The sequence below is a fragment of the Arthrobacter sp. SPT-J7 genome (assembly GCF_059089965.1).
This window is the reverse complement of the sequence record NZ_JBNHFF010000003.1, coordinates 174,780-198,997: the sequence shown is the minus strand read 5'-3', so window position 1 is coordinate 198,997 and position 24,218 is coordinate 174,780. Positions and strand designations below refer to the sequence as shown.

Here is a 24,218-nt window from a genome sequence, read left to right as displayed (position 1 = left end):
GCCTTGGAAGAATTGTCCCGGAACTAATTGGAGATTTTGTGTCGACCAACCTCGAAGGCATCATCAACCCGCCGATCGACTCCCTGCTGGAAGCTGCGGACTCGAAGTACGCGCTGGTTATTTATGGTGCCAAGCGTGCCCGCCAGATCAACGCCTACTACTCGCAGCTGCACGAAGGCCTGTTCGAGTACGTTGGCCCGCTGGTGGACACCAAGCTGAACGAGAAGCCGCTGTCCATCGCGCTGCGCGAGATCAACGAGGGCCTGCTGGTCAGCAAGCCCGCTGAAAAGGTCGCAGAGTAACGTCCAACAGCGTTTAAAACCGGGGCAGGCATGCGGATCATTCTTGGCGTAGGCGGCGGCATCGCCGCCTACAAATCGGCATCCCTGCTCCGGCTGTTTAAGGAAGCCGGCCACGAGGTCACCGTCATCCCGACCGACGCCGCCGAAAAGTTTGTTGGCCGCGCCACCTGGGAGGCCCTCTCCGGCAACCCGGTCAGCAACAGCGTGTTCGACGACGTGGAGTCGGTGAACCACGTCCGGCTGGGGCAGGAAGCCGACTTGGTGGTGGTCTGCCCCGCGACTGCCGATCTGCTGGCCCGTGCCGCGGCCGGCCTGGCCGGCGACCTGCTGACCAACACGCTGCTGGTGGCCGCCGCGCCGGTGGTTTTTGTGCCGGCCATGCACACTGAAATGTGGCAGCATCCGGCCACCGTGGCGAATGTGGCCACGCTGCGCAGCCGCGGCAGCACCGTGATGGACCCGGCCGTCGGCCGGCTGACCGGCACGGACACCGGCCCTGGCCGGCTGCCCGAACCGGCGGATATCTACGATTTCATCACCGCCGGCCTCGCCGAAGGTACCCTTGCGCCGCGCACGACGGCGGTGCCCGCCTCGGCTCCGTCCCTCACCGCTTCGGAACCCGGCCCGCTGGCCGGCAAGCGCGTGCTCATCACCGCCGGTGGCACCCGGGAGCCGCTGGACCCGGTGCGCTTCCTGGGCAACCGCTCGTCCGGCAAACAGGGCGTCGCGCTGGCCCGTGCCGCCGCGGCCGCCGGCGCCGAGGTCGAACTGATCGCCGCGCACCTTGAGGTTGCCATCCCGGACGGGATCAAATCCAGCTCGGTGGAAACCGCCCTGGACCTGCGCGAGGCGACGCTGGAGGCAGCGGCTCGCTCCGACGTCGTCATCATGGCCGCCGCAGTGGCCGATTTCCGCCCGGCTGAAGTGACCGACAGCAAGATCAAGAAACGCGACGACGCCGCCGACCCGGTCATCACGCTGGTGCGGAACCCGGACATCCTGGTGGAGATCGTGCAGCAGCGCGGCTCCGGCGGCACGCCGCTGATCGTCGGGTTCGCTGCGGAAACCGGCGACGACCGCGGGAACGTGCTGGACTACGCGCGCAGCAAGCTCGAACGCAAGGGCTGCGACCTGCTGGTGCTCAACCGGGTGGGCCGCGACCTGGTGTTCGGCCAGGACGACACCGAGATCACCGTGCTGGCACGCACCGGGGCCGAACCGCAGTCACACCGCGGCAGCAAGGACAGCGCCGCCGCTGCGGTGATCAAGCGCATCATCGACGAACTCTCCGGCTGACGCCGTTTGCCGGCAGTGCTGCTGCCGTATGTCCCACTGTTTCACTTCATGACCGGCGTCGCGGCGCCGTGTCGATGGTTCTGTGGCGGTCCCCGCCAGCAAGTAAGGTATGTCTGTGACTTCTTCTGACAGCAATCTGCGGCTCTTCACGTCCGAGTCCGTGACTGAAGGCCATCCGGACAAGATCTGCGACCAGATTTCCGACGCCATCCTCGACGCCCTGCTGCGCGAGGACCCTGACTCCCGGGTGGCCGTAGAGACGCTGACGACCACCGGCCTGGTGCATGTGGCCGGCGAGGTCACCACGCAGGGCTACGTGGAGATTCCGCAGATAGTCCGGGACACCATCCTTGAGATCGGTTACAACTCCTCGGACAAGGGCTTCGACGGCGCCCGCTGCGGCGTGTCCGTCTCCATCGGCCAGCAGTCGCCGGAGATCGCCTCCGGTGTCTTCAAGTCCTTGGAAGTCCGCGAGGGCACCGGCCAGGACGAGCGCGACGCCCAAGGCGCCGGCGACCAAGGCATCATGTTCGGCTATGCCAGCGACGAAACCGACGTGCTGATGCCGGCCCCGATCTGGCTGGCACACCGGCTGTCCGAACGGTTGACCGAGGTCCGCAAGGACGCGACGCTGCCGTACCTGCGCCCGGACGGCAAGACGCAGGTGACCGTCGGCTACGACGGCGACAAGCCCATCACCGTCGACTCCGTGGTCATCTCCACCCAGCACGAGGCCGGCGTGGACCTTGACCATCTGCGCGCCGATCTGGCCTCGCACGTGATTGGGCCCGTGCTGGCGGCCAGCTCCCTCGACGCCACCGACGTGCGCCACATCCTCAACCCGGGCGGCGACTTCGTGATCGGCGGACCGGTGGGCGACGCCGGGCTGACCGGGCGCAAGATCATCGTGGACACCTACGGCGGCATGGCCCGCCACGGCGGCGGCGCCTTCTCGGGCAAGGACCCGTCCAAGGTGGACCGCTCGGCCGCCTACGCCATGCGCTGGGTAGCCAAGAACGTGGTGGCCGCCGGCCTGGCACGGCGGGCAGAAATCCAGATCGCCTATGCCATTGGCATGGCCCGGCCGGTGGGCATCTACGTGGAGACGTTCGGGACCGAGACGGTGGACCCGGCCCGTATCGGCCAGGCCATCAACGAAGTGTTCGACCTGCGCCCGCTGGGCATCATCAGCGACCTGCAGCTCAAGCGGCCGATCTACAAGCAGACGGCAGCGCACGGCCACTTCGGTCGCGAAATTCCGGACTTCACCTGGGAGCGGACCGACCGCGCCGACGCACTGCGCAGCTACTTCAACGCCTGAGCCCGATGGGCTCTGATCCGCATCAGCTGAGCCTGCTGCAAGGCTTCGGCGCGCCGAAGAAACCTCCCGGCACTTCGCCGGCCGCCGCCACAAACCCGGTGGCCCAGGTGCTGATCGAAACGTCGCTGCCGCACCTGGACCGCATCTTCGACTACTTGGTACCGGAGACGCTCGACGCCGAGGCGGTTCCCGGCGCGCGGGTCAAAGCCCGCTTCGGCGGCCAGGAGATGAGCGGCTTCATCACCCGCCGGACGTCCGAGGCGCCGGAAGGGGTCAAGCTGGCGCCCTTGGCCAAGGTGGTGTCCGCGCAGCCGGTGCTCAGCGATGAGCTGCTGCAGCTGGCCACCGCGGTGGCGGAACGCTACGCCGGCAACGTCAGCGACGTGCTGCGCGCAGCCATCCCTGCCCGTGTGGCCAAGGTGGACAAGGAGTTCGCCGCCCGGCCGCAGGAGCCTGTTGCACCGGATGCGACGCCTGCCGTTGGTGGTCCTGGCACCGGGGTTTCGGCGCCGGCCGGTGGTGGGCCGGGCACGGGGACGCCGGCGCCGGATGCAGCGGCGGCCGATGCTGCCGAACCCCATCAACCTTCTGCCGATGGTGCGCGGATGCCCGAACCGCCAGCGGGAGCTGCCGATGCTTATGCCGGCTACGAAGGGGCGGGTGATTTCCTCGCCCAGTTGGCCGCCGGTGCTGCGCCGCGGGCAGTGCTGGCCAGCCATAAGTCCTACGGCCGCGCCTCGTGGGCCGCGCAAGTAGCCCACGCCGTCGCCAGCGTTCGGCAGAGCGGGCGCGGCGCCGTTGTCGTTGTTCCCGACGCGAAGGACCTGGCCAGCCTGGAAGCCGAGCTGCAGCAGGTGCTCGGCGCGGACCAGTACGTGCGGCTGACCGCCGAAGACGGGCCAACCCCGCGCTACCGGAACTACCTGCGGCTGCTGCACGGCGAAGTTTCCGTGGCGGTTGGTACGCGCTCGGCGGCCTACGCGCCGGTGCAGGATCTTGGTCTGGTTGCCATGTGGGACGACGGCGATGATCTGCTGGTGGAGCAGCGTTCCCCGTACCAGCATGCCCGCGAAGTGCTGCTGCTGCGGACGGCACAGATCGGTTGCGGGGCACTGTTTGCCGGCGTCTCGCGCAGCGGCGAAGTGCAGCGGCTGGTTGAGAGCGGTTGGGCGACGGCGCTGATGCCGTCCCGGCCGTTCCTGCGCCAGGCGGCTCCACGCATCCTGAACACGGCGGACTCGTTCCAGCAGGAACGCGACCCGCTGCTGCGGCAGGCACGGTTGCCGCACGCCGCGTGGCGGGCAGCTAAAGAAGGGCTGGAACGCGGGCCCGTGCTGGTGCAGGTGGCGCGAACCGGCTTCTCGCCGGCGTTGTCCTGCCAGGACTGCCGCACCCCGGCCCGTTGCACCGACTGCAACGGACCACTGGCGCAATCGGGCCGCACCGCCACTCCCGCCTGCCGTTGGTGCGGGCGGCTGGCCACGAACTACTCCTGTGCCGAGTGCGGATCGCATCGGCTCCGTGCCTCGGCGATCGGTGCCCTGCGGACCGCCGAGGAACTTGGCCGCGCTTTCCCCGGCGCCACCGTGGTGTCCTCTTCAGGGGATCACATCAAGTCGGTTGTGGAGTCGAAGAAAGCCTTGGTGGTAGCCACCCCGGGTGCCGAACCGGTGGCCCCTGGCGGCTACGCTGCGGCCCTGCTGCTGGACGGGAACTCCATGCTCAGCCGCGAATCCCTGCGGACGCCGGAAGATGTGCTGCGCCGGTGGTTCCGTGCCGCCTCACTGGTTCAGCCTTCCTCGGAGGGAGGGCTCGTGGTTGTCACCGCTGACCAGGATGCGGTGGTGGCCCCGTTGGTCCGCTGGGACCCCGCGGGCGCCGCGGCCAGGGAAATGCAACTGCGGCGCGAGCTTCAACTGCCGCCGGCGGTGCGGATTGCGGCCTTGACCGGCAAGGCATCCGGGATCGAAGCCTTCATGGCGGACTTTGAACTCGGCGGCAGCCTGCGCAGCGTCGGCCCGGTTGAGCTGCAGGCGCGCGAGCTTCAGTCGCGGCCGGGGGAGAACGGCGAGCACCGGCTGCTGCTGTTCTTCAGCTACCAGGACGGGCCTCACGTCACGGCCGCCTTGCGCCACCGCAAGGCGGCGCTGGCCGCCAAGCGCGTTCCGGACCCGGTGCAGGTCCGTTGTGACGGTATCGACCTGCTTTAGCACGCGGACTCCTGCCACGGTTCGTTCTGGGTTTCCCGCCGGGTGTGCGGCTTGGTTTCTCCCGGGTTTTCTCCTGCCTTGTGCGCCCTGGTTCCTCCCGCGTTCCCTCCTGCCACGTGCGCTTGGGTTCGTCTCGCGTTCCCTCCAGCCACGCGCGCCCTGCTTCCTCCTGGCCGCGCTTATTAGAACACAACACCGATCCACAAGCTATTGTGTTCGTAGTCACATTCTAATAAAATAGGTGCATGGCACCCGCTTCGCTGGAACCTGACGAGCCGGACATCTCCGGCCAGGGAGGTGTGCCTGTTGAGCCACGGGACCGGGACAGCTCCAGTCCGCGTCCGGCTGCAGTACAAGGACGCGCTCCCGGCGCGGGTGGCGTGACGGCGCAGGCCCGCTGTTACGGTGCGGTGCAGGAGTTTGACGAGGACGGGATTCCGGTTGACCCGGATCCAGACTGGCTGTCGGGCCGCTGGGATAATTCTGCCGAAGCCGCGCAATATTGGGCGGAGATGGAAGCATCATTGGCCGCTTCAATGGACCAGCCGTGCGCGGATCCGCTAAACGGGTTGCTGCCGAGGGAGTACTTTGACGACGAAAGCTGCGACCGGCCCACCGATGCGGACCACCCTGAACAGGCCGGTTCCGCCGAATCGGCTGGCGGTGCCGGCCTTCCCCCCGGTGCCGCGGCCGACGTCTTGGTGGGCTGCACGGGTGCCGGGTTGCAGCTGTCCGGCCTTGAGCTCTTGTGTGTGGTGGGCCGGCAGGAGCCGGCTCTTATGGTTTACGAGGAAGCCGCGTGCGCGCTGGTCCAGACCGGGCGGGCTATGGCTTGGCTTGAGGCGCACAAGTTTAGCCTGCTCAATACCCTCTACCATCAGGCACTCGACGGGCAGGAGCATGCCTGGGCCACCCCGTATGAGCCGGAGGGCAAGCGCCCCAACGGCCATGATGCCGAGTCATCGGTGGTGGATGAGGCCGCCCGCGCGCTGCGTCTGGGGCGGAGGGCGGCGCAGGAAAAGCTCGCGTTGGCCCTGAAACTCAACGCAACTTTCCAGAACACACTGGCCGCCCTGGCAGCTGGCGATACCAGCGCTGGGATCGCCGAGGCTCTGGTGGATCAGGCCGGTTCAATGCCCGAGAACGCCCGGGGCGCCTTCGAAGCAGTGATGCTGCCGACTGCGACCGAGGACGCGATGACCCGGTCCAAGTTCGCTGCGCGGGCACGTACCCGGCGTGAACGCGAACACCCCGAGTCCATCACCGTCCGGAACACCAAGGCGCGCCGGGACCGGCGTGTCGAGCTGCACCCGGACGAGGACGGGATGGCATGGCTGAACGCGTACCTGCCGGCCGAGGAAGCGGTCGCGGCGTTCACCCGGATTCAGACCGCCGCCATCGCGTTGCAGGGCGCTGAAGAGCCGCGCACGCTCACCCAGTTGCGCGCGGACGTTCTCTCCGACCTGCTGCTGACCGGCATCTCTGCGGGTTCCCGGATGGGCAAACCGGGACCAAGGATCGCGGCCCACGTCAGCCTTACCGTGCCGGTGCTGACCCTGCTGGGACTGGGTGAAGAGCCGGCCGAACTCGACGGGTACGGTCCCATCGACCCGGACGTTGCCCGGCGGCTGGTCGGCGATGCGACCTCCTTCACCCGGATCTTGACCGATCCGGTCAACGGATCGGTTCTCGCGATGGACCGGAAGCAGTACAGACCCACCAAGGCGCAGCGCCGGTTCCTGCGCACGCGTGACCGGACCTGCCGGGCCCCCGGCTGCAACCGGGCAGCCGAACACTGCGAAATCGATCACGTCCACTCCTACTCCAGAGGCGGCAAGACGAACGTCAACTGCATGTGTTGTTTCTGCAAGGTCCACCACGCGCTAAAAACCGCGGGCTACGCCAAAGCTCGCCAACTGGACCAGGGCACCATCGACTGGACCACCGCGGCGGGGATCACCTACACCACCACCGCCGAACCGCTGGCGGTCACACCGCCGGGCGAACTGGCTGACATTTTCGAACGCCTGGAAATCAACGACCTCAACGAAAAACTCAGGAACACCTGGCACAAGCACCAAGCCGCGCACCCGCCCACGCCGCATGCCAGCGACAACGGAAATCCCGTCGACCTCACGCCGCCACCGTTCTGAATCCGCCACGGCTTGGAGCCGCCACGGTTCTGCGTGTCCACGCTCCGGGTGGTTCAGCGGGTGGCTACTTCGTAATCGACCAAACTGCGGCGCGAAACTCCGGGGGCGGGCTGCCACACCGTGCGCCGTCTATCGCGTTTGGCTCTGTCGCAGTTGGCGCCGGCGCTCCATGACTTCCTCGGCGGCGGCCACCAGTTGACGGGCTGATTCGTTCCAGTCGTAGGCGGCGGCCCGCGCAAGGCTCGCTTCGGACGCAACGCGGAAAGCTCCAGGCTGATCCAGGGCTGCCACCGAGGCGGCGAAGTCGGCCGGTTGGTCCGGATCGACCAGCGTGACGGCACCGTCGCCTACTTCGCGGAAGATCGGGATATCGCTGGCGATGACCGGCGTCCCGGCGGCCATGGCCTCGATCAGCGGCAGGCCGAACCCTTCGTCGCGGGAGAGAGTGACCAAAGCGGTGGTCCGTTCTAGCAGTTGCTGATATCCGGCGTCGGAAATTCCGTTGTGGAAAACCAATTGGCGCACATCAGCAGCCCGCGCCTCAAGTTCAGCCTGCCGGTCCGGGCGGATGGGGCTGAGCAGATGGAGTTGGTAGTCCGGGAGCAAAACCATGGCGTCGATGATGGTTTCCACGTTCTTGTAGGGCATGAACGAGCCCATGTAGAGCAAGGTCTTGTCCCGGCCGCCGGCAGGATCACGCGGCGCACCGTGGGGCTGGGCGGCGTTGGAGACGATCCGGATGGGCTTGCGGGTGAGCCGGCGGCGTTCCATCAGCGACTGCGTGGTCCGGCTAATCGTGGCGACGGTGTCCGCACGGTTCAGCAGCAGCCGCTGCGGCCAGTAGGCCTTGTGGTAGAGCCGCCAGAGCCACTGCACAGGTTTGGGCAGGAAGCCGGGAGGTTTCGGGTGCGAGTAGTAGATCAGGTCATGGAGGGTCAGGATGAGCCCGTAGTTGCGGCCGACGCTGCCCATGGTCTGCATGGGACAGACGACGACGTCGGCGCCTAGCTTGTTCACGCGGCGCGCCACGAAAAGTTCGGCGGGGGAGAGCGGGCTGTTGATCTTGGTCCACGGCACGTCCGGCAGGAACTGCAACTGACGCTCGTCGTTAATCAGCATGGCCACGTCCACCAACCGGGCGGTGGCTTCGATCAGGCTCGCACCGTAGCGGCTGATGCCGTCCAGTTGGTCGGTGCGGGTGAACCGGGCGTCAATCAGGAGTTTCATGCACTCATTCCGTCGATGAAGTCCCGGATGTAAGCGGCGGCCGGGGCCGGGGTTTCGTAGTGGATCAAATGCCCGACGGCGGGGATCACTTCCAGCCGGGCGCCCGGAATGGCTTCGGCTAGCTTGCGCTGGCTGGGCACGGAACCGATGTCGTCGCGTTCCCCGGCGATCAGGAGCACCGGGAGGTCCAGTCCACCGGAGACCTGGGCGACGTCGGCGGAGATGGACGCACGAAACGCTTCCAACACCACCCGGCGGTTAGCGAAGGCGCTGAAGTAGGCATCGTGCTGGGCATGGATGTAGGAGCGCAGTTGCGGGTCCCGGGTCTTGGCCATCATGATGCTCATCGCCCGAACAATCACCGGATTGCGCAGCAGCCCAAAGCCCAGCCGCTCGGGGAGCTTGGCGCCCGCCCAGTAGTAGAACCCAGCGAGCCGGGAGGCGATCGCCTTGGGCCCCTGCAACGCCGGTTGGCTGATTGGATTGACCAAGACGGCGGCGCGGAAGCTGCCCGGATGCGCCACCAGATAATGGCTGACCACGATGGACCCGAAGGAGTGACCCAGGATGTAGGTTTCCGGTCCCAGTTCAAGTGCCGCAGCCAGGCTGTGCAGAAACTGGGTATAACCCTCGATGTCGTGGCCGCTGGAGGGCAGCGGTTCGGACTCGCCAAAGCCGGGCAGATCCGGGGCGATGACGCGGTATTCGGGCAGTTGGTCAACCACCAGTTCCAGCCCGTGATGATCCCCCCGGAAGCCGTGGATCATCAACAGGGTGGGTGCGCCGTCGTCGTGCCCGGGATACTCCCAATAACGCACGCAGGCGCCGTCCAGCAGTAGTTCGCGCCGGAGCGCGCGATCGGCCACCGTGGTCACGTCAAGGTTCCTGCAGATTCCATGCCCTCGACTTTACCGATACGGCGGGGCGGCGCTGCGCAGCCGGACCATGTCGGCGGGGAGCGGCCTCGGGAACCGCCCCGGCAGAGGCGCGGCAATTGACGCTGCCGTATGCCGCCGGTTAGGTTCAACAGCAGCCGGGCACAGTTGCCCGGACAACCTTGGAGGGGCTTAGATGGCGGAGTTCGTGCTGGCGATCGACCAGGGAACCACGTCCACGCGCGCGATCATTTTCGACCGCAGCGGCACCCCGGTCTCCACCGGCCAGCGCGAGCACCGGCAGATTTTCCCGAACCCGGGCTGGGTGGAACACGACCCGCTGGAAATCTGGGATAACACCCGTGAAGTAGTGGGCACGGCGCTCTCCCGGGTCAGCCTGACCCGCCACGACATCGCCGCCGTCGGCATCACCAACCAGCGCGAAACCACGGTGGTGTGGGAGAAAAGCACGGGCAGGCCGGTGTACAACGCGATTGTCTGGCAGGACGTGCGAACGCAGCAGATCTGCAATGAATTGGCGGCCGACGGCGGTGACGACCGGTTTCGCGAGCAGACCGGACTGCCGCTCTCGCCCTACTTCGCCGGCACCAAGCTGGCGTGGATCCTGCGCAATGTCGACGGCGTCCGCGAACGGGCCGAGGCGGGCGAGTTGCTGTTCGGCACCACCGACAGCTGGGTGCTCTGGAACCTGACCGGCGGTCCCGACGGCGGCACGCACGCGACCGACGTCACCAACGCCTCCCGCACTCTGTTCATGGACCTCCGCACGCTGCAGTGGGATGAGGAGATCCTGGACGTCTTTGGTATCCCCAAGGTCATGTTGCCGCAAATCCGCTCCTCCTCGGAGGTGTACGCGGAGGTCCACGGTTCGCAGTTGCTGCGCCACGTTCCGGTGGCCGGCATCCTCGGCGACCAGCAGGCGGCCACGTTCGGGCAGGCCGCGTTCAAACCCGGAGAGGCGAAGAACACCTACGGCACCGGGTGCTTCGTGCTGGTCAACACCGGCGGGGAGATTGTCCGCTCCTCGCACGGACTGCTGACCAGCGTGGGGTACCAGCTGGGAACTTCCGCCCCGCAGTATGTGCTGGAAGGGTCGATCGCCGTCGCCGGCTCGCTGATCCAGTGGCTGCGCGACAACCTGGGCATGGTCTCCTCCGCCCAGGAGGCCGAGCAGCTGGCAAGCACCGTGAAAGATACCGGCGGCTGCTACTTCGTGCCCGCCTTCTCCGGACTTTTCGCGCCGTACTGGCGGCAGGATGCCCGCGGTGCACTGGTAGGCCTTACCCGGTTCGTGACCAAGGCGCACATCGCCCGCGCGGCGCTCGAAGCCACCGCGTTCCAGACCCGGGAGGTGCTGGATGCGATCAATGCGGATGCCGCGGTGCCGCTGACCGGTCTCAAGGTCGACGGCGGGATGGTTGCCAATGACGCCCTGATGCAGTTCCAGGCGGACATCCTCGGCGTGCCGGTGATGCGGCCGCGGGTCACCGAAACCACGGCCCTGGGCGCAGCCTACGCCGCGGGCCTCGCCGTCGGATTCTGGGAAGGAACGGAGCAGCTGGCCGGAAACTGGGCGCAGGACAAGGTGTGGGAGCCGCACATGCCCGCGGAGGAGCGGGAGCGCAGGCTGCGCTTGTGGAAGAAAGCGGTCACCCGGACCTTCGACTGGATCGACGACGATGTGCTGTAAACGTACGGTAAAGTGGTGCCATGTTCGCACTGCTCCTTAGCTAGCCGCTGCCGCGGGGTCCCGCACCCTGCTTCAGCGGCCCGCCCCTCCGATGTTGAGGGGCTTTTGTGTGTCTAGGGGAGTCAGGCCAGTGCGCAGTACAGACAAGAGGACGAGGCAAGCACAGTGAGTACGCAGTCGGGTACGGAACAGCACGAGTACAGTTTCTCCACCATGGAGGCCAAGTGGCCGGCCGTGTGGGAGGAACTTGATGTCTTCGCACCCGCCGACGACGGCTCGCGCGAGCGCCGCTACGTGCTGGATATGTTCCCGTACCCCTCGGGCGACCTGCACATGGGCCATGCCGAAGCCTTTGCAATGGGCGACGTGGTGGCCCGTTACTGGCGGCTGAAGGGCTACGACGTCCTGCACCCGATCGGCTGGGACTCCTTCGGTTTGCCGGCCGAGAACGCCGCGATCAAGCGCAATGCCCACCCCAGCGAGTGGACTTACGCCAATATCGACACCCAGGCGGCATCCTTCAAGCGCTACGCCATCAGCGCCGACTGGTCCCGCCGGCTGCACACCTCGGATCCCGAGTACTACCGCTGGACCCAGTGGCTGTTCCTGCGGTTCTACGAGCGTGGCCTGGCCTACCGGAAGAATTCGCCGGTCAACTGGTGCCCGAAGGACCTGACCGTACTGGCCAACGAACAGGTGGTCAACGGGGCTTGTGAGCGCTGCGGCACCCCGGTGACCAAGAAGAGCCTCAACCAGTGGTACTTCAAGATCACCGAGTACGCGGACCGCCTGCTGGATGACATGGACGAGCTCAAGGGCCACTGGCCGGAGCGTGTTCTGGCCATGCAGCGCAACTGGATCGGCCGGTCCGAGGGCGCGCATGTGCGCTTCACCGTCGAAGAAGCCGCCGGGCGCCCGGCGAAGGACGTCACCGTCTTCACCACCCGGCCGGACACGCTGCACGGCGCCACCTTCTTTGTGGTGGCCGCCGACGCGCACCTAGCACTGGACCTGGTCACGCCGGAGCACCACGATGCGCTGATGGACTACCGCGAAAAGATCAAGGCGCTCTCCGACATCGAGCGCCAGTCCACCGAACGAGAGAAGACCGGCGTCTTCCTGGGCCGCTACGCGGTCAACCCGCTCAACGGCGAAAAGCTGCCGGTCTGGGCCGCGGATTACGTGCTGGCCGACTACGGCACCGGCGCGATCATGGCCGTTCCGGCGCACGACCAGCGCGACCTGGACTTCGCCAAGGCGTTCGACCTGCCGGTGCGCGCCGTCGTCGACACCGGTGAAGAGGACCCGGCCGAGACCGGCGTGGCCACCAACGGCGAGGGCACGCTGATCAATTCCGGCGAGCTGGACGGCCTGTCCAAGACCGAAGCCATCGCCCGCGCCATCGAACTGGTGCAGGCCGCCGGCACCGGCGAGAAGACCGTGAACTTCCGGTTGCGCGACTGGCTGCTGTCCCGCCAGCGGTTCTGGGGCGCACCGATCCCGATCGTGCACTGCGAGGAATGCGGCGAGGTCCCCGTTCCGGACGACCAGCTGCCGGTGCGGCTGCCCGACGACCTGCGCGGCGAAGCGCTGTCCCCGAAGGGCACCTCTCCGCTGGCGGCAGCGGCGGACTGGGTCAACACGGACTGCCCGAACTGCGGCAACTCGGCGCGGCGCGATACCGACACGATGGATACCTTCGTCGATTCGTCCTGGTACTACCTGCGCTTCGCCTCTCCCAACTACACCGAGGGCCCGTTCGAGAAGGATGCCGCGGCGCGCTGGCTGCCGGTGGACCAGTACGTGGGCGGCGTCGAGCATGCGATCCTGCACCTGCTCTACAGCCGGTTCTTCACCAAGGTGCTCAAGGACATGGGCCTGATCGACTTCGACGAGCCGTTCCGTGCGCTGCTGAACCAGGGCCAGGTGCTCAACGGCGGCAAGGCGATGAGCAAATCGCTGGGTAACGGCGTGGACCTGGGCGAGCAGTTGGACAAGTTCGGTGTGGATGCCGTCCGCCTGACCATGATCTTTGCCTCGCCGCCTGAGGACGACGTGGACTGGGCCGACGTTTCCCCGTCCGGCTCGGCCAAGTTCCTGGCCCGCGCATGGCGGCTGGGCCAGGACGTCGCCTCAGCGCCGGGCACGGAGTACGACGGCGGCGACCGCGCCCTGCGCTCGGTCACTCACCGCACGGTCGCCGACGCGGCGGACCTGCTGGACGCCGGCAAGTTTAACGTGGTGATCGCCAAGCTGATGGAGCTGGTCAATGCGACCCGCAAGGCCATCGACGCCGGACCCGGCGCCGCCGATCCCGCCGTGCGCGAAGCCACCGAGGCGGTGGCGATCATCCTGAGCCTGTTCGCTCCCTACACCGCCGAAGATCTGTGGGCCCAGTTGGGCCACGAACCGTCCGTAGTGAAAGCCTCCTGGCCGGCCGTGGACGAGTCCCTGCTGGTGCAGGACACGGTCACCGCGGTGGTGCAGGTTGCCGGCAAGGTGCGCGACCGGCTGGAGGTAGCGGCCGACATCAGCGAGGACGAACTGGAGAAGCTCGCGCTGGCCTCGCCGCAGGTTATCCGCACCCTCGAAGGCCGCGACGTGCGCAAGGTGATTGTGCGCGCACCGAAGCTGGTCAACATCGTTCCGGCCTGATCGGGCGGGCACTCATGGATTGGCTCGAGCAACTGCTGCAGCGGTCCCGGCGGCTGCTTCAGCAGCCGCCTGCCCGCCCGGGCCAGCCGCCGCGGCACCTCGTCGCCGTCGTCACTGATTCGGCAGCGTCCCTGCCCGCGGACTGGGTCAACCAGCCGGACACCGCTGACTGGCTGCGGGTGGTGCCGATGCCGGTGATGATCTCCGGCCAGATCTATGGGGAAGGGGTCGACGACGTCGCTTCCGCCCTCGCGGTCGGTCTCGCCGAGGGGCGCGACATCAAGACGTCGCGTCCGTCGCCGGGGCTTTTGGAACGGACCTACCGTGAGCTCGAGGAGCTGGGCTTCGAGTCGATCGTCTCCATCCACCTCTCTGCCGAGCTGTCCGGCACCATCGAGGCTGCCGGACTGGCCGCGGACGGCGTCGATATCCCGGTGGAAGTAGTGGACACCCGAAGCGCCGCGCTGGGTCAAGGGTTCGCCGTTATCGACGCGGTCATAGCGGCGCAGAGCGGCTTCGACCGGCAAACCGTGGCGGAGCGCGCCAAGGCCGCCGCGGTCTGCTCCGACGTTTACTTCTACGTGCCCAGCCTGGACCAATTGCGCCGCGGCGGCCGGATTTCCACCGCCTCCGGCGTACTTGGTTCGTTGCTGTCCATCAAACCGCTGCTCGGCATCCGTGACGGTGCGATCATCCCGCTGGAGAAGGTCCGCACCGCCGCCCGCGCCCAGGCCAGGTTGCAGCAGTTGGTGGTGCGCCGGATCGAGGAACTCGACTACGAACCACGGGTTTCGGTGCACTACTTCGGCAATGAAGCCGAGAGCCGGGCGATGGCAGAAACCCTGCAGCAACACCTCAGCGACGACGTGCTGGTCACCCCGGTCCCCTCGGTCCTGGCCGCGCACACCGGACTGGGCGTCATCGCCGTGGTGATCGGGCCGCCGACGCCGCACTTCGGCTGAACGGTCCTTTCCTCCACAGCGTGTAAACGACGCACAAAGTTGGGTGCATTCGCGATCTGCCCCGGTTTCGCCTCCTAGAAGCTGATCAGGGGTTCACCAGCAGGTTCTGATGCAACTGGCGCCAACCATCGGCTAGTTCCGCGCTGGCGTCATAGCCGTCGACCACAAGCTTCGCTTTCACCCCGGTGGCACTGATCTCGACGCTGGGGAAGCGACCACAGCTGGCAGATGCGGTGTCTGCTTTCCGGTTCTCCACGACCACACAGATATCGCCCTTAGCGGGCTCGTTAGGTATAGCGGCGTAGAACGCGTGGTCGTCCTCTTTGACCAGCAGCCGCGCAGTGTCTGCCTTGACGCCGAAGAGATCTTTGGCGTCGCCGGTCAAAGTGTCGGCCGGTTCTGTCGGAGCCTCGAGAGCAACCAAGCTGGGCTGCGGATCCTCGAGACCGCGGACCAAAAGGTTGGGGTGCAGGTAGCGCCAGCCCTCGGCCAGCTCCTTGCGGGGGTTGTAGCCGGTGTATACCAGCTTCGCCTCTAGGAGATCGTCACTGTCACCAAACCCCATGCCTGTGTAGGGGTTGGTCTCGCCGCAGCCCATGGACTCGGTGCTTTCTTCAAACTGGATAATTACGCACAGGCGGCCGAGTTTGCTTTCAGTACTGCCTGCCACCGGAACCAAGGAATAGAACTTGTAGCTGCCCTCTTCTGCCAGCAGATGTTTGTTGGCTGAGGTGAGGGGCAGGTCCTTGAACTCGCCGGCGACGACCTCAGTAGAACCCACGTCAGTCGAACTGGCGGAACCATCAGGATCGGCCGGCGCAGGCTTGGGTCCACTGGTGCAGCCCGCCATCGCCAGAAGTACAGCAGCACCGGCAATCAATGTGGTCAGCGTGCGCATCCTGCCCCCGACTTTCCTGTAGCAACGTTCGTCTCAGGCTAAGCGCGAGGTAGCGAGCGCGGAAGAGCCCGCGCGGTTGCGAAGCAATAACTTTTCAACGCGGTGCGGGCTGAGTTGATAAGCCGGACGCGCCGCGACCTGTCACGGGCTTGGTACTGGTCTGGGTGATACCGGGCAACGGTTGGCCGTCATGCGGTTTTAGGCCGGGTGGTGTCCACCCAACCTCGTCGTGATCTTCCTCGCGGCAAGGCCGCAAGCGTTTGCTATCGACGCTAAATTGTCGGCTGGAACGCGGAATTTGGGCGCTGCGAGCATGACGCATGCAACAAGGTGGTCCCGGTGGTCATACACAGGCGCTGCTACACCTACTTCATCCGAAGAAGTCTCGCCGTAGTTGACGGCGTACCCGCGCGAGGAAACGGTGCCGAGCCGTTCAAGGTAATTCTCAATAGTGGATTCGTCGGCGTTAGGGAGGGTGACTTTTCCTGCCCTAAGCGCGGTCAGTGTTTGCTCGCGTGCAGTATTGGCGAGGAAGATCTGGACCGAGGAGCTGAGCGCATCGTTGTAACGAGTGCCCAAAGGAGTGGTGTGTTTTACTTGCTGCGGGCTCGCTATCTGTTCGACGCAGACAGCCTGACTTCCATCCCAGATCAGTAGGGCACTGGTTTCTCCGGTGCTGTCCGTGAGTGTCTGAAGCGCCGGGTATGCCGCACGGCGGACGTCGAGGTCCGCCAACAGAGGGCCCGTGACCGCAATCAGCCCGAGACCAAGTCGGAAGCGCCGGGTAGTGTGATCCCGTTCCACTAGGTTTTCCTGCTCCAGCGTCGCAAGGATTCGGGAAACGGTGCTCTTGTGGAGGCCAACGCGGGTGGCAATTTCGGTGACGCCGAGAAGGGGTGTATCGACGCTGAAACAGCGGAGGACTTCTATGGCGTTAAGTATGACCGAGGTTCCGGTCCCGTTTTTAGCTTTCGCGGCTTCAGCGGATTCTGTCATGGTGCATCTATTCTGGTCGATTTAAGTGCTAGACGGCGCAACCTGGTCTCGGAAGCGCCGTCTAGCTATCAGGTCGACAGGTGGTCAAGCCTGGATGATGTTGTTTTCCGGGCCGAAGCCGAACTTGGTGATGTTTTCGACGCTGTCTTCGCCGATCACCAGGATGTCGTGTTCGCGGTAGCCGCCGGCACCGGGTTCGCCGTCGGCGACGGTGATCATCGGTTCCATCGAAACGACCATGCCCGTCTCGAGGACGGTTTCGATGTCCTCGCGCAGTTCCAGGCCGGCTTCGCGTCCGTAGTAGTGCGAGAGGACGCCGAAGGAGTGGCCGTAGCCGAAGGTGCGGTTGGGCAGCAGGCCGTGGCCGATGTAGATCTCGTTCAGTTCCGCGGCGATGTCCTTGCAGACGGCGCCGGGCTTGATCAGTTCCAGGCCGCGGCGGTGGACCTCCACGTTGACGTTCCACAGTTCCAGGGAGCGCTCATCCGGCTCGCCCAGGAACAGGGTCCGTTCCAGCGCGGTGTAGTAGCCGGAGGTCATTGGGAAGCAGTTCAGGGACAGGATGTCTCCGCGCTGCAGTTTGCGGGTGGTGGCCCAGTTGTGCGCGCCGTCGGTGTTGATGCCGGACTGGAACCAGACCCAGGTGTCGCGGACTTCGCGGTGCGGGAAGGTGCGGGCGATCTCGTGCACCATGGCTTCGGTGCCGATCAGCGCCACTTCGTACTCGGTGATGCCTTCGCGGATGGCGGCCTTGATGGCTTCGCCGCCCAGGTCGCCGATCCGGGCGCCGTGCTTGATGACCTCGATTTCCTCGGCCGACTTGATCATCCGCTGGCGCATCGCGTCCTGGGAGACGTCGAGCAGTTCGGCGCCCTCGAACGCGGCCTGGATGCGCTGGCGGGTCATCAGCGGCAGTGCGTCGTCCTCGACACCGAGGCGGCGGGCGCTGACGCCGCGCTGGCGCAGGGCTTCCTGCAGGCCGAAGTAGAAGTTGTCACGCCGCCAGTCGGTGTAGACGATGTTCTCGCCGTAGCTGGTGCGCCAGGGCATGCCGGCGTCGATGTTCGCGGTGACGGTGACCGAGTCGTCTGCGGTGACCACCAGGGCGTAGTTGCGGCCGAACGTGGTGTACAGGAAATCCGAGTAGTACTTGATGCCGTGGTAGCTGGTCAGGATGACTGCGTCGAGGTCCTTGGCGGCCATGATGGCACGCAGCCCGGTCAGGCGGCGTTCGAACTCCGCATCGGAGAAGGTCAGTTGCTGCTTTTCTCCGTTGTGCAGGACCTTGAGGCGCGCGAGTTCGGAAACGCTGTTCACTGAGCTGGGGGCGATGGTCATGGAATCTCCTTCGTGGTGTTTCTTTGTGCCGTCCATCAGGATCGACGGGTCAGGGAGTAGGGCACCTTCTTAGTGCCGCAACGGTTGGTGGCTGGTCTCGCGGCTAAGGGCGACAGCGATAAGAGAGATAAGGGCAGCGCCCATCAGGTAGTAGGCAGGAGCCAAATCGTTGGCGGTGGCAGTGATGAGCAGGGTCGCCATCATGGGGGCCGTACCTCCAAAAAGTGCGTTGGAGAGATTGAAACTGACTGCGAAGCCGCTGAACCGAATTTTGGTGGGGAACATCTCGGCAAGGAAACTCGGCAGCGTGCCGTCGTTGAGGGTCAGCATGCCTCCGAGCAGGATCTGGACGAGGACGATGATCAGGAAGTTTCCCGTGCTCAGGAGGCTGAATGCCGGAACGGTGAGGAGAATGAACAGCACGGAGGCCGAGATCAGGACCTTCTTACGACCGAAGCGATCAGAAAGCATGCCGGTCAGGAAGATGAAGCCAATGTAGGTGAGCAGTGCAATAGTCGTGGCGACGTACGACTCGGTGGCTCCCAGCCCAACCTCTTCAGACAAGTACGTGGGCATGTAACTGAGAATGACGTAGAAGCCGACGGCGTTCAGCAGTACGGCGCCGACAGCCCGCAGGAGCTGGCCCCAGTGGTTGCGGAACAGGTCCTTAACGGGTGCCTTGATCGCCTCGTCTTCGGTCGCCAGGGCGCGGAAGGCAGGAGTGTCTTCCAACTTGGTGCGGATGTAGCGGCCAATCAAGCCCATGGGGGCGGCCAGCAGGAACGGCAGACGCCATCCCCACTCCTGCATCTGCGAGCTGCTGAGCAGCCCCGTCAGCAACGCGGCCAGCAGGGAACCCAGAAGCAGGCCGGTGGCCGTGCTGGCCGGCACGACCGCTGCGTAGAGCCCGCGTCGGTTTGGCGGCGCGTATTCCACCAAGAAGGCGGAAGCGCCTGCATACTCACCGGAAGCCGAAAATCCCTGGACCACCCGAATAACCAACAGCAGGATGGGCGCCCAGATGCCGATGGCTGCGTACCCGGGAATCAGCGCGATGCAGAAAGTAGCTGCGGACATGATCAGGATCGACCAAGACAGTGCTGCGCGTCGACCGATGCGGTCTCCAATATGTCCCCACACAAAGCCCCCCATTGGCCGCACCAGGAAGGACACGGCGAAAAGGGCGAAAGTCAACAAGAGACCGGTTTGTGGATCCGACTCCGGGAAAAACACGGCGCTGATAGTTACCGCCAAGTACCCGTAGACCGCGTAGTCAAACCATTCGACGAAGTTACCGATGAAGCTGGCCGCGATCACCTTGCGGCGAGTTTCCTTCCCCACTTTCGCTTCAAGGCGGCGTTGACCACTGAGGGAGGGATCGCCGCCATTAGAGAAGAGGGACGACCCCGGCGATCCAGGATCGGAGGAACCATTTTCTGCCGGATTGCTCAATTTCATGGGAAACCATCCATAGGGGAGGCGGGTTGTTGCATTTATTGCAACAGTGTTGCAACGAGCGTAGATGTGAGGCGGGTCACTGTCAAGGCTCGAATCCTCGTCGTCTGGAAGCGGATCCAGGAGACCAGAGGCCGTCGCTGGAAGCCAAGCCACACTCCGGCTCGCGCCGGGCGGAGGAAATAATCCCGCCGTCCCAGCACCTTCACGCGTGGAACGGCGATAAAATATAGACACGGTGATGGATCCCGCCGGAGCTCGCAGCTCGAACCGCCGTTTGGCTGATGGTTCCTACCTTCTGAGAAAGGTAGGCGGACCATGTCAGAGGCTCCAAGATTCCCGAGTTTCATTTCTCCTTCCGCCTACCGCTGGCTTCCCACACACCGTAGGGCGGCCTTGGCCTGTCTCCATTTTCTGTTCCCGCAGCAACTGAGCACCTCGGCGCACCACGTTAATTCCCGGCGTTCCAACGAGATCCCCTCAGAGACCCAGTCAAACGGCGGGATGAGCCGACCCATGCGTGAGCAACGGACCGAGGAGGACAAGTCGGATGTGCCGCGACCTGTCACGGGCCCCGTCTTGGTAGGGGTGATACCGGCACAACGGGCGGCGGTCGTGCGGCGTGCAGCCGATCTGGCCTCTGGCCTTGGAGTGGATTTGGTATGCGTGCACGTGGACGTCTCCACCTATGAGGAGACCTTGCCGGATGGGTCGCGGATTCTGCTACCTATCGATCCCGACAGTGACTTCGGCTTCGTGGAACAAACCGCCGAAGAGGTCCATGCCTTTCTGTCCGGTGCGCTGAAAGACTGCCGGGTGGTTTGGTCATTCCGGACTCTGGCCGGTGAACCGGCGCGCGCCTTGTCTGAAGCTGCAGATTCAATCGGCGCATCCGTGATCGTGGTGGGAACACGCGAACCGGGTGTCGTCCACGCGCTTGAGGAAGTTCTCGTCGGGTCGGTGGCCGTTCATCTCGCCCATCATCAGCATCGGCCGGTGCTGATCGTCCCGCTCGATCCCCGTCCCTTCGATTAGGGCAGGAGAACATTTTCCACAACGGTCCTTTCCTCCACAGCCCGCGCAGCCGGAGTGCCCGTCCACCATCGAGCGTCGGCCGGGTGAGGCGTCCCGCGCCTTGACCCTAGTGTTGCCGCATGGGCCGACACCGCTGGCTTCCCGCAGTTGCCCGCGACGGCACTGCACCACGGCAGGGGAGAACACCTCGCTTTCGCGTAGCCCTCGGGGCTGCCTTTGTCGTGGCTGGGCTGTGCCTCGGCTACGGGATTGTCTCGGTGGCGACCGCGGATCTGGACCGCTCGGCTGGGCCTGTTTTGGAAGCCATCCCCTTGCGGTCCGGGCCCGCATCGGCGCCGGCGCCAGATGAAAGTGGAAGGGATGCGCCAGCAGGTACCGGCGGTGATGGATCAGGGGAATCCTTGGGAGGCAGCGGCACAGGCAGTCGTGGCGAAGAAGGTATCGGTGCTGACGGCGGAGGCGGCGCGGGGGCACGCATCATTGTCCACGTGGCGGGAGCCGTCGCCTCACCGGGGATCGTCCGGCTGGTCGAGGGCGCCAGGGTGTTCGAGGCGATCGAAGCGGCCGGCGGCGCCAGGAAGGAGGCGCAGCTTGAGGCACTGAACCTGGCTGCGCCGTTAACCGACGGGCAGCAGATCTTTGTGCCCACGCCGGACCACGCCGCACCACTGCCGGTCTCGGGTACCGGAAAAGCCGACGGCGGAGCGGACGGACCCGGCACGGGTAGCGGCACCGTTGCCGGGCCCGCGGACAAAATCAACATCAACACGGCAGATGCGGAGCAACTGGCGGAGCTACCGCGCGTCGGGCCGGTGCTTGCCGGACGGATCGTCGAGTTCCGCGAGCAGCACGGGCCGTTCGGACAACCGTCCGATCTGGACGCTGTGCCGGGCATTGGACCGGTCATGCTGGAAGCGCTGGTGGATCTGGTGACGGTGTGAGCGGCGCACGGTGGCAGCGGTACGCAGATGCGGCCCGTCGGCCGGTCACCGCTGCACCGGAGCACGGCGCTGGCCCCGGCGGAGCGGAGCAAGCTGCCACCGACGCACGGGGCGCTGACGGGCGGACCGGCAGTCGACTGGCAGGAGGACGCCGTACTGAATGGCTGCAGGTGCTGCAGAAGCACTTCAAGCCGGATCCCTCCGCGGATTTGCAGGGGGAGACCCGGCGGCTGGATCTCCGCCTCGGACTCGCTGCGGTGGTCTGTTGGGCAGCAGCTCTGGCCTTGCCACACGTCCCGGCTGGCGTGGCGCTAGCCTCGGCGGCCCTGTTACTGGGTGTCGCCTGCGGCGCGTCCGTCTGCTTGCTGCTTCCGGCGAGGAGCCTCCGGAGCCGTTTCCGAAGGGCCGGGAGGTTGCTGCCGAAGATCCGGCCTGCGCCTGCACTTGATTCGGCGTCACGACGACTTCCTCCTCGTGCACTTCGTCACCCACACGGTAGCGAGCGCACCCGCCAGCGGAGGCGAGGCAGCGGCGGGACGGGAGCCACCTCCGTTGTGCTGGTGGTGTGCAGTTGCGCCGGACTGCTGGCGCTGACGGTGGGTGTGCAGCAGGCGCAGCGGCTGGCCGGACCGATCGAAGCGGCCATCACCGCCGAAAAGGCCATCACCGCCCGCCTCGTTGCCACCGGGGACGCTTCCCAGGTGCAGGCACCGCGGCAATTCGGCAGCGGACCGCGCTTTCATGTGAAGGCCACCATCGTGGAAGCAACGTCCGCGGGCACGCGGTTCGAGGCAGATACTCCCGTGCTGGTGCTGGGCGGCCAGGAATGGTCCGACGTCCATTATGGAGAGCGGCTCCGGGCGTCCGGCACGTTGGTCAGGGCTGACTCCGGTCAGGCGGTGGAGGCGCTGTTGATTGCGTCGACGGTACCCGGAGACCGCACGGCACCGCCGGTGGACGTCTGGGTCTCCGGGCTGCGCGCGCAATTCGTTCAGGCGCTGGCTCCACTGCCGCCGGACGCCCGCGGGCTCCTGCCCGGCATGGTGCTGGGCGACAAGGAGCACCAAACCGACGACTTGGAAGACGCCATGCGGCGCACCGGGCTGACGCACCTGCTGACCGTGAGCGGCGCGAACGTGTCCTACGTGCTGGGGTTCGTTTACCTGCTCGGCTCCGCCGCGAGGCTTCCCCGCTGGCTCAAGGCTGCTGGCGGGCTGGCGAGCCTCGCCGGGTTCGTGCTGCTTGTCCGGCCTGAACCCAGCGTCCTGCGAGCGGCGGTGATGGGCTCCATCGGGGTGGCAGCCGTGCTCAGCGGGAGGCGGAGGGCATCACTGTCCTTCCTGGCCCTGGCGGTGCTGGTACTGCTCGTCACGGATCCGTGGATGGCCGCGAACTACAGCTTCATTCTCTCGGTGCTGGCGACGTTGTCACTGGTGCTGCTGGGCCCAGCCTGTTCGCGCTGGCTGCGGCGGTTCCTCCCGGTGCCACTGGCGCACGCCGTGGCGATGCCGCTGGCGGCGCAGGTGTTTTGCGCCCCGGTGATCGTGCAGCTGCAGCCGGAGCTGGCCCTGTACTCGATACCGGCAAACGTGGCGGCCGGCCCGGTGGTTCCCTTCGTGACGATCGCCGGAATGTTTGGCACCGCCCTGCTGCCGCTGCTCCCCGGTGTCGGCACGTTCGCGCTGCATACGGCAGGATGGATGACGCTGTGGGTTGCCGGCGTCGCGCGGTGGTTTTCGGAGCTGCCGCTGGCCTCCCTGCCGTGGTCGGGCGGTCCGCTCGGGGCTGCCGGGGCAGCAGCGGCCGGCTTGGCGCTCCTTTGGAGTGTCCGGCGGGTATCGGTCGGCAGCAGCTCCGGAAGGAACCCGGGCCCGGAGGGCGGAACGAACACGGGCGCGGAAGGTAGGCCGGCCGGGAGCACGCCGCGCCGCCTCGTGCGCTCCAGCCGCATCCGCGGCGCGCCCGGCGCACGAGGACGGATTCTTCGGCTGGTCTGTTGGACCGCCGTTCCGGCGCTGGCGGCAGGAGCGGCGGCCGGCCTGCTGGTCAGCTTGCTGGCCCCGGTCGGATCGCAGGCGTCGTGGGAGGTAGCCGCCTGCGATGTCGGGCAAGGGGATGGCCTGGTGGTCCGCACCGGCGAGCGAAGCGCCATCGTGGTGGACGCCGGACCCGAAACAGACCTGATGGGCCGCTGCCTGGACGGATTGGGCGTGGAACGGATCGACGTCCTGGTGCTCACGCACATGCATCTGGACCACTACGGCGGGCTCGACGGCGTCTTGGCCGGACGCCAAACGGAGCGGGTCCTGTATTCGAGCGCGGAGGAAACGCTGCCCAAAGTGGTTCATGCCGCGCTTCAGTCCCACGGGCTGGCCGCGGAACGCGCCGCGGCCGGATTGACCGGTTCGTCCGGAGCGGCTCACTGGGCTGTGCACTGGCCTATGGAAGACAGCGTCGGCCTCTCCGAAAACGATGCCAGCCTCGTCGTCGAAATCAATCTGCGGGTGGACAGCGGGGGAGAGGTGAGGATGCTCCTGACGGGGGATCTGGAGGAGGAGCAGCTGCCCAATCTGACGCGGCGCCTGGGGGCGAATTTCACCGTGGACGTGCTGAAAGTCAGTCATCACGGTGCCCGCAACGGCGGGACGTCGCTCATCACCGCGCTGAGGCCCGCCGCCGCCCTGATTTCCGTAGGCGCCGAGAACGACTACGGCCATCCGGCGGCGGAAATACTGTCCGCACTGCGGGCCGCCCGAGTGCACGTCTTGCGGACGGACCAGCTAGGGACGGTCATGCTGGATGCCGACCGCGGGAAGCTCTCCGTGCTGACCGGCCACTAGGTC

The 24,218-nt window shown here is 66.1% G+C and carries 17 protein-coding genes and 1 riboswitch; of the genes, 11 read left to right on the top strand and 6 right to left on the bottom strand.

The features are described from left to right. Positions 1–38 precede the first annotated feature (38 nt). From rpoZ to AC5RWX_RS06315, 5 genes are all read left to right on the top strand, one after another. Positions 39–302 (top strand): DNA-directed RNA polymerase subunit omega, encoded by a 264-nt coding sequence (gene rpoZ, locus AC5RWX_RS06335; RefSeq protein WP_493941068.1) that lies wholly within the window; start codon positions 39–41, stop codon positions 300–302. Between the two features lie 30 nt (positions 303–332). After that, positions 333–1,598 (top strand): bifunctional phosphopantothenoylcysteine decarboxylase/phosphopantothenate--cysteine ligase CoaBC, encoded by a 1,266-nt coding sequence (coaBC, locus tag AC5RWX_RS06330; RefSeq protein ID WP_494097063.1) that lies wholly within the window; start codon positions 333–335, stop codon positions 1,596–1,598. Positions 1,599–1,713: 115 nt separating this feature from the next. Beyond that, positions 1,714–2,919 carry a methionine adenosyltransferase gene (metK, locus tag AC5RWX_RS06325; protein WP_493941066.1) on the top strand — a complete coding sequence of 402 codons (1,206 nt, stop codon included), beginning with the start codon at positions 1,714–1,716 and terminating at the stop codon, positions 2,917–2,919. 5 nt (positions 2,920–2,924) lie between these two features. Then, positions 2,925–5,129 carry a primosomal protein N' gene (locus tag AC5RWX_RS06320; RefSeq protein WP_494097062.1) on the top strand — a complete coding sequence of 735 codons (2,205 nt, stop codon included), beginning with the start codon at positions 2,925–2,927 and terminating at the stop codon, positions 5,127–5,129. 245 nt (positions 5,130–5,374) lie between these two features. Next, a complete protein-coding gene (locus tag AC5RWX_RS06315) occupies positions 5,375–7,282 on the top strand; it encodes an HNH endonuclease signature motif containing protein (RefSeq protein ID WP_494097061.1) in 1,908 nt (635 codons plus the stop codon). 129 nt (positions 7,283–7,411) lie between these two features. Here AC5RWX_RS06315 and AC5RWX_RS06310 read toward each other — a convergent pair whose 3' ends face one another. Together AC5RWX_RS06310 and AC5RWX_RS06305 are read right to left on the bottom strand one after the other, a co-directional pair. Beyond that, positions 7,412–8,509: a glycosyltransferase family 4 protein gene (locus tag AC5RWX_RS06310; RefSeq protein ID WP_494097060.1), complete on the bottom strand. Its 1,098-nt coding sequence runs from the start codon at positions 8,507–8,509 to the stop codon at positions 7,412–7,414. Further along, a complete protein-coding gene (locus AC5RWX_RS06305; protein ID WP_493941062.1) occupies positions 8,506–9,384 on the bottom strand; it encodes an alpha/beta fold hydrolase in 879 nt (292 codons plus the stop codon). Before AC5RWX_RS06305 ends, AC5RWX_RS06310 begins: the two co-directional genes overlap by 4 nt. Positions 9,385–9,580: 196 nt before the next feature. Here AC5RWX_RS06305 and glpK point away from each other — a divergent pair, with 196 nt between their 5' ends. The 3 genes from glpK to AC5RWX_RS06290 all read left to right on the top strand — a co-directional run bounded on the left by glpK (position 9,581) and on the right by AC5RWX_RS06290 (position 14,712). Beyond that, positions 9,581–11,095, top strand: a complete 1,515-nt coding sequence (glpK, locus tag AC5RWX_RS06300; protein WP_493957660.1) for a glycerol kinase GlpK — start codon at positions 9,581–9,583, stop codon at positions 11,093–11,095. Between the two features lie 165 nt (positions 11,096–11,260). Next, entirely contained in the window at positions 11,261–13,750 is a 2,490-nt protein-coding gene (leuS, locus tag AC5RWX_RS06295; RefSeq protein ID WP_493957659.1) for a leucine--tRNA ligase, read from the top strand. Between the two features lie 14 nt (positions 13,751–13,764). Next, positions 13,765–14,712: a DegV family protein gene (locus AC5RWX_RS06290; RefSeq protein WP_493957658.1), complete on the top strand. Its 948-nt coding sequence runs from the start codon at positions 13,765–13,767 to the stop codon at positions 14,710–14,712. 85 nt (positions 14,713–14,797) lie between these two features. Here AC5RWX_RS06290 and AC5RWX_RS06285 read toward each other — a convergent pair whose 3' ends face one another. The 4 genes from AC5RWX_RS06285 to AC5RWX_RS06270 all read right to left on the bottom strand — a co-directional run bounded on the left by AC5RWX_RS06285 (position 14,798) and on the right by AC5RWX_RS06270 (position 19,402). Next, on the bottom strand, positions 14,798–15,610 hold the full coding sequence (locus AC5RWX_RS06285) for a hypothetical protein (RefSeq protein WP_493957657.1): 813 nt from the start codon (positions 15,608–15,610) through the stop codon (positions 14,798–14,800). A 198-nt stretch (positions 15,611–15,808) separates the two neighbouring features. Then, positions 15,809–16,606 (bottom strand): IclR family transcriptional regulator, encoded by a 798-nt coding sequence (locus tag AC5RWX_RS06280; protein ID WP_493942521.1) that lies wholly within the window; start codon positions 16,604–16,606, stop codon positions 15,809–15,811. A gap of 84 nt (positions 16,607–16,690) precedes the next feature. Then, complete coding sequence (locus tag AC5RWX_RS06275; protein WP_493957656.1) at positions 16,691–17,944, bottom strand: aminopeptidase P family protein; 1,254 nt, start codon at positions 17,942–17,944, stop codon at positions 16,691–16,693. A gap of 69 nt (positions 17,945–18,013) precedes the next feature. Then, a complete protein-coding gene (locus AC5RWX_RS06270; protein WP_493942406.1) occupies positions 18,014–19,402 on the bottom strand; it encodes an MFS transporter in 1,389 nt (462 codons plus the stop codon). A 225-nt stretch (positions 19,403–19,627) separates the two neighbouring features. Beyond that, positions 19,628–19,700, top strand: a riboswitch (Fluoride riboswitch). 215 nt (positions 19,701–19,915) lie between these two features. Here AC5RWX_RS06270 and AC5RWX_RS06265 point away from each other — a divergent pair. From AC5RWX_RS06265 to AC5RWX_RS06255, 3 genes are all read left to right on the top strand, one after another. Next, positions 19,916–20,434, top strand: coding sequence for a universal stress protein (locus tag AC5RWX_RS06265; RefSeq protein ID WP_493942407.1), 519 nt, complete (start codon positions 19,916–19,918; stop codon positions 20,432–20,434). A 401-nt stretch (positions 20,435–20,835) separates the two neighbouring features. Further along, the gene (locus AC5RWX_RS06260; RefSeq protein WP_493957655.1) at positions 20,836–21,375 is read left to right on the top strand and encodes a ComEA family DNA-binding protein; all 540 of its coding nucleotides are present in this window, start codon (positions 20,836–20,838) and stop codon (positions 21,373–21,375) included. A gap of 554 nt (positions 21,376–21,929) precedes the next feature. Continuing rightward, entirely contained in the window at positions 21,930–24,215 is a 2,286-nt protein-coding gene (locus AC5RWX_RS06255) for a ComEC/Rec2 family competence protein (RefSeq protein WP_493957654.1), read from the top strand. The last annotated feature ends 3 nt before the right edge of the window (positions 24,216–24,218 follow it).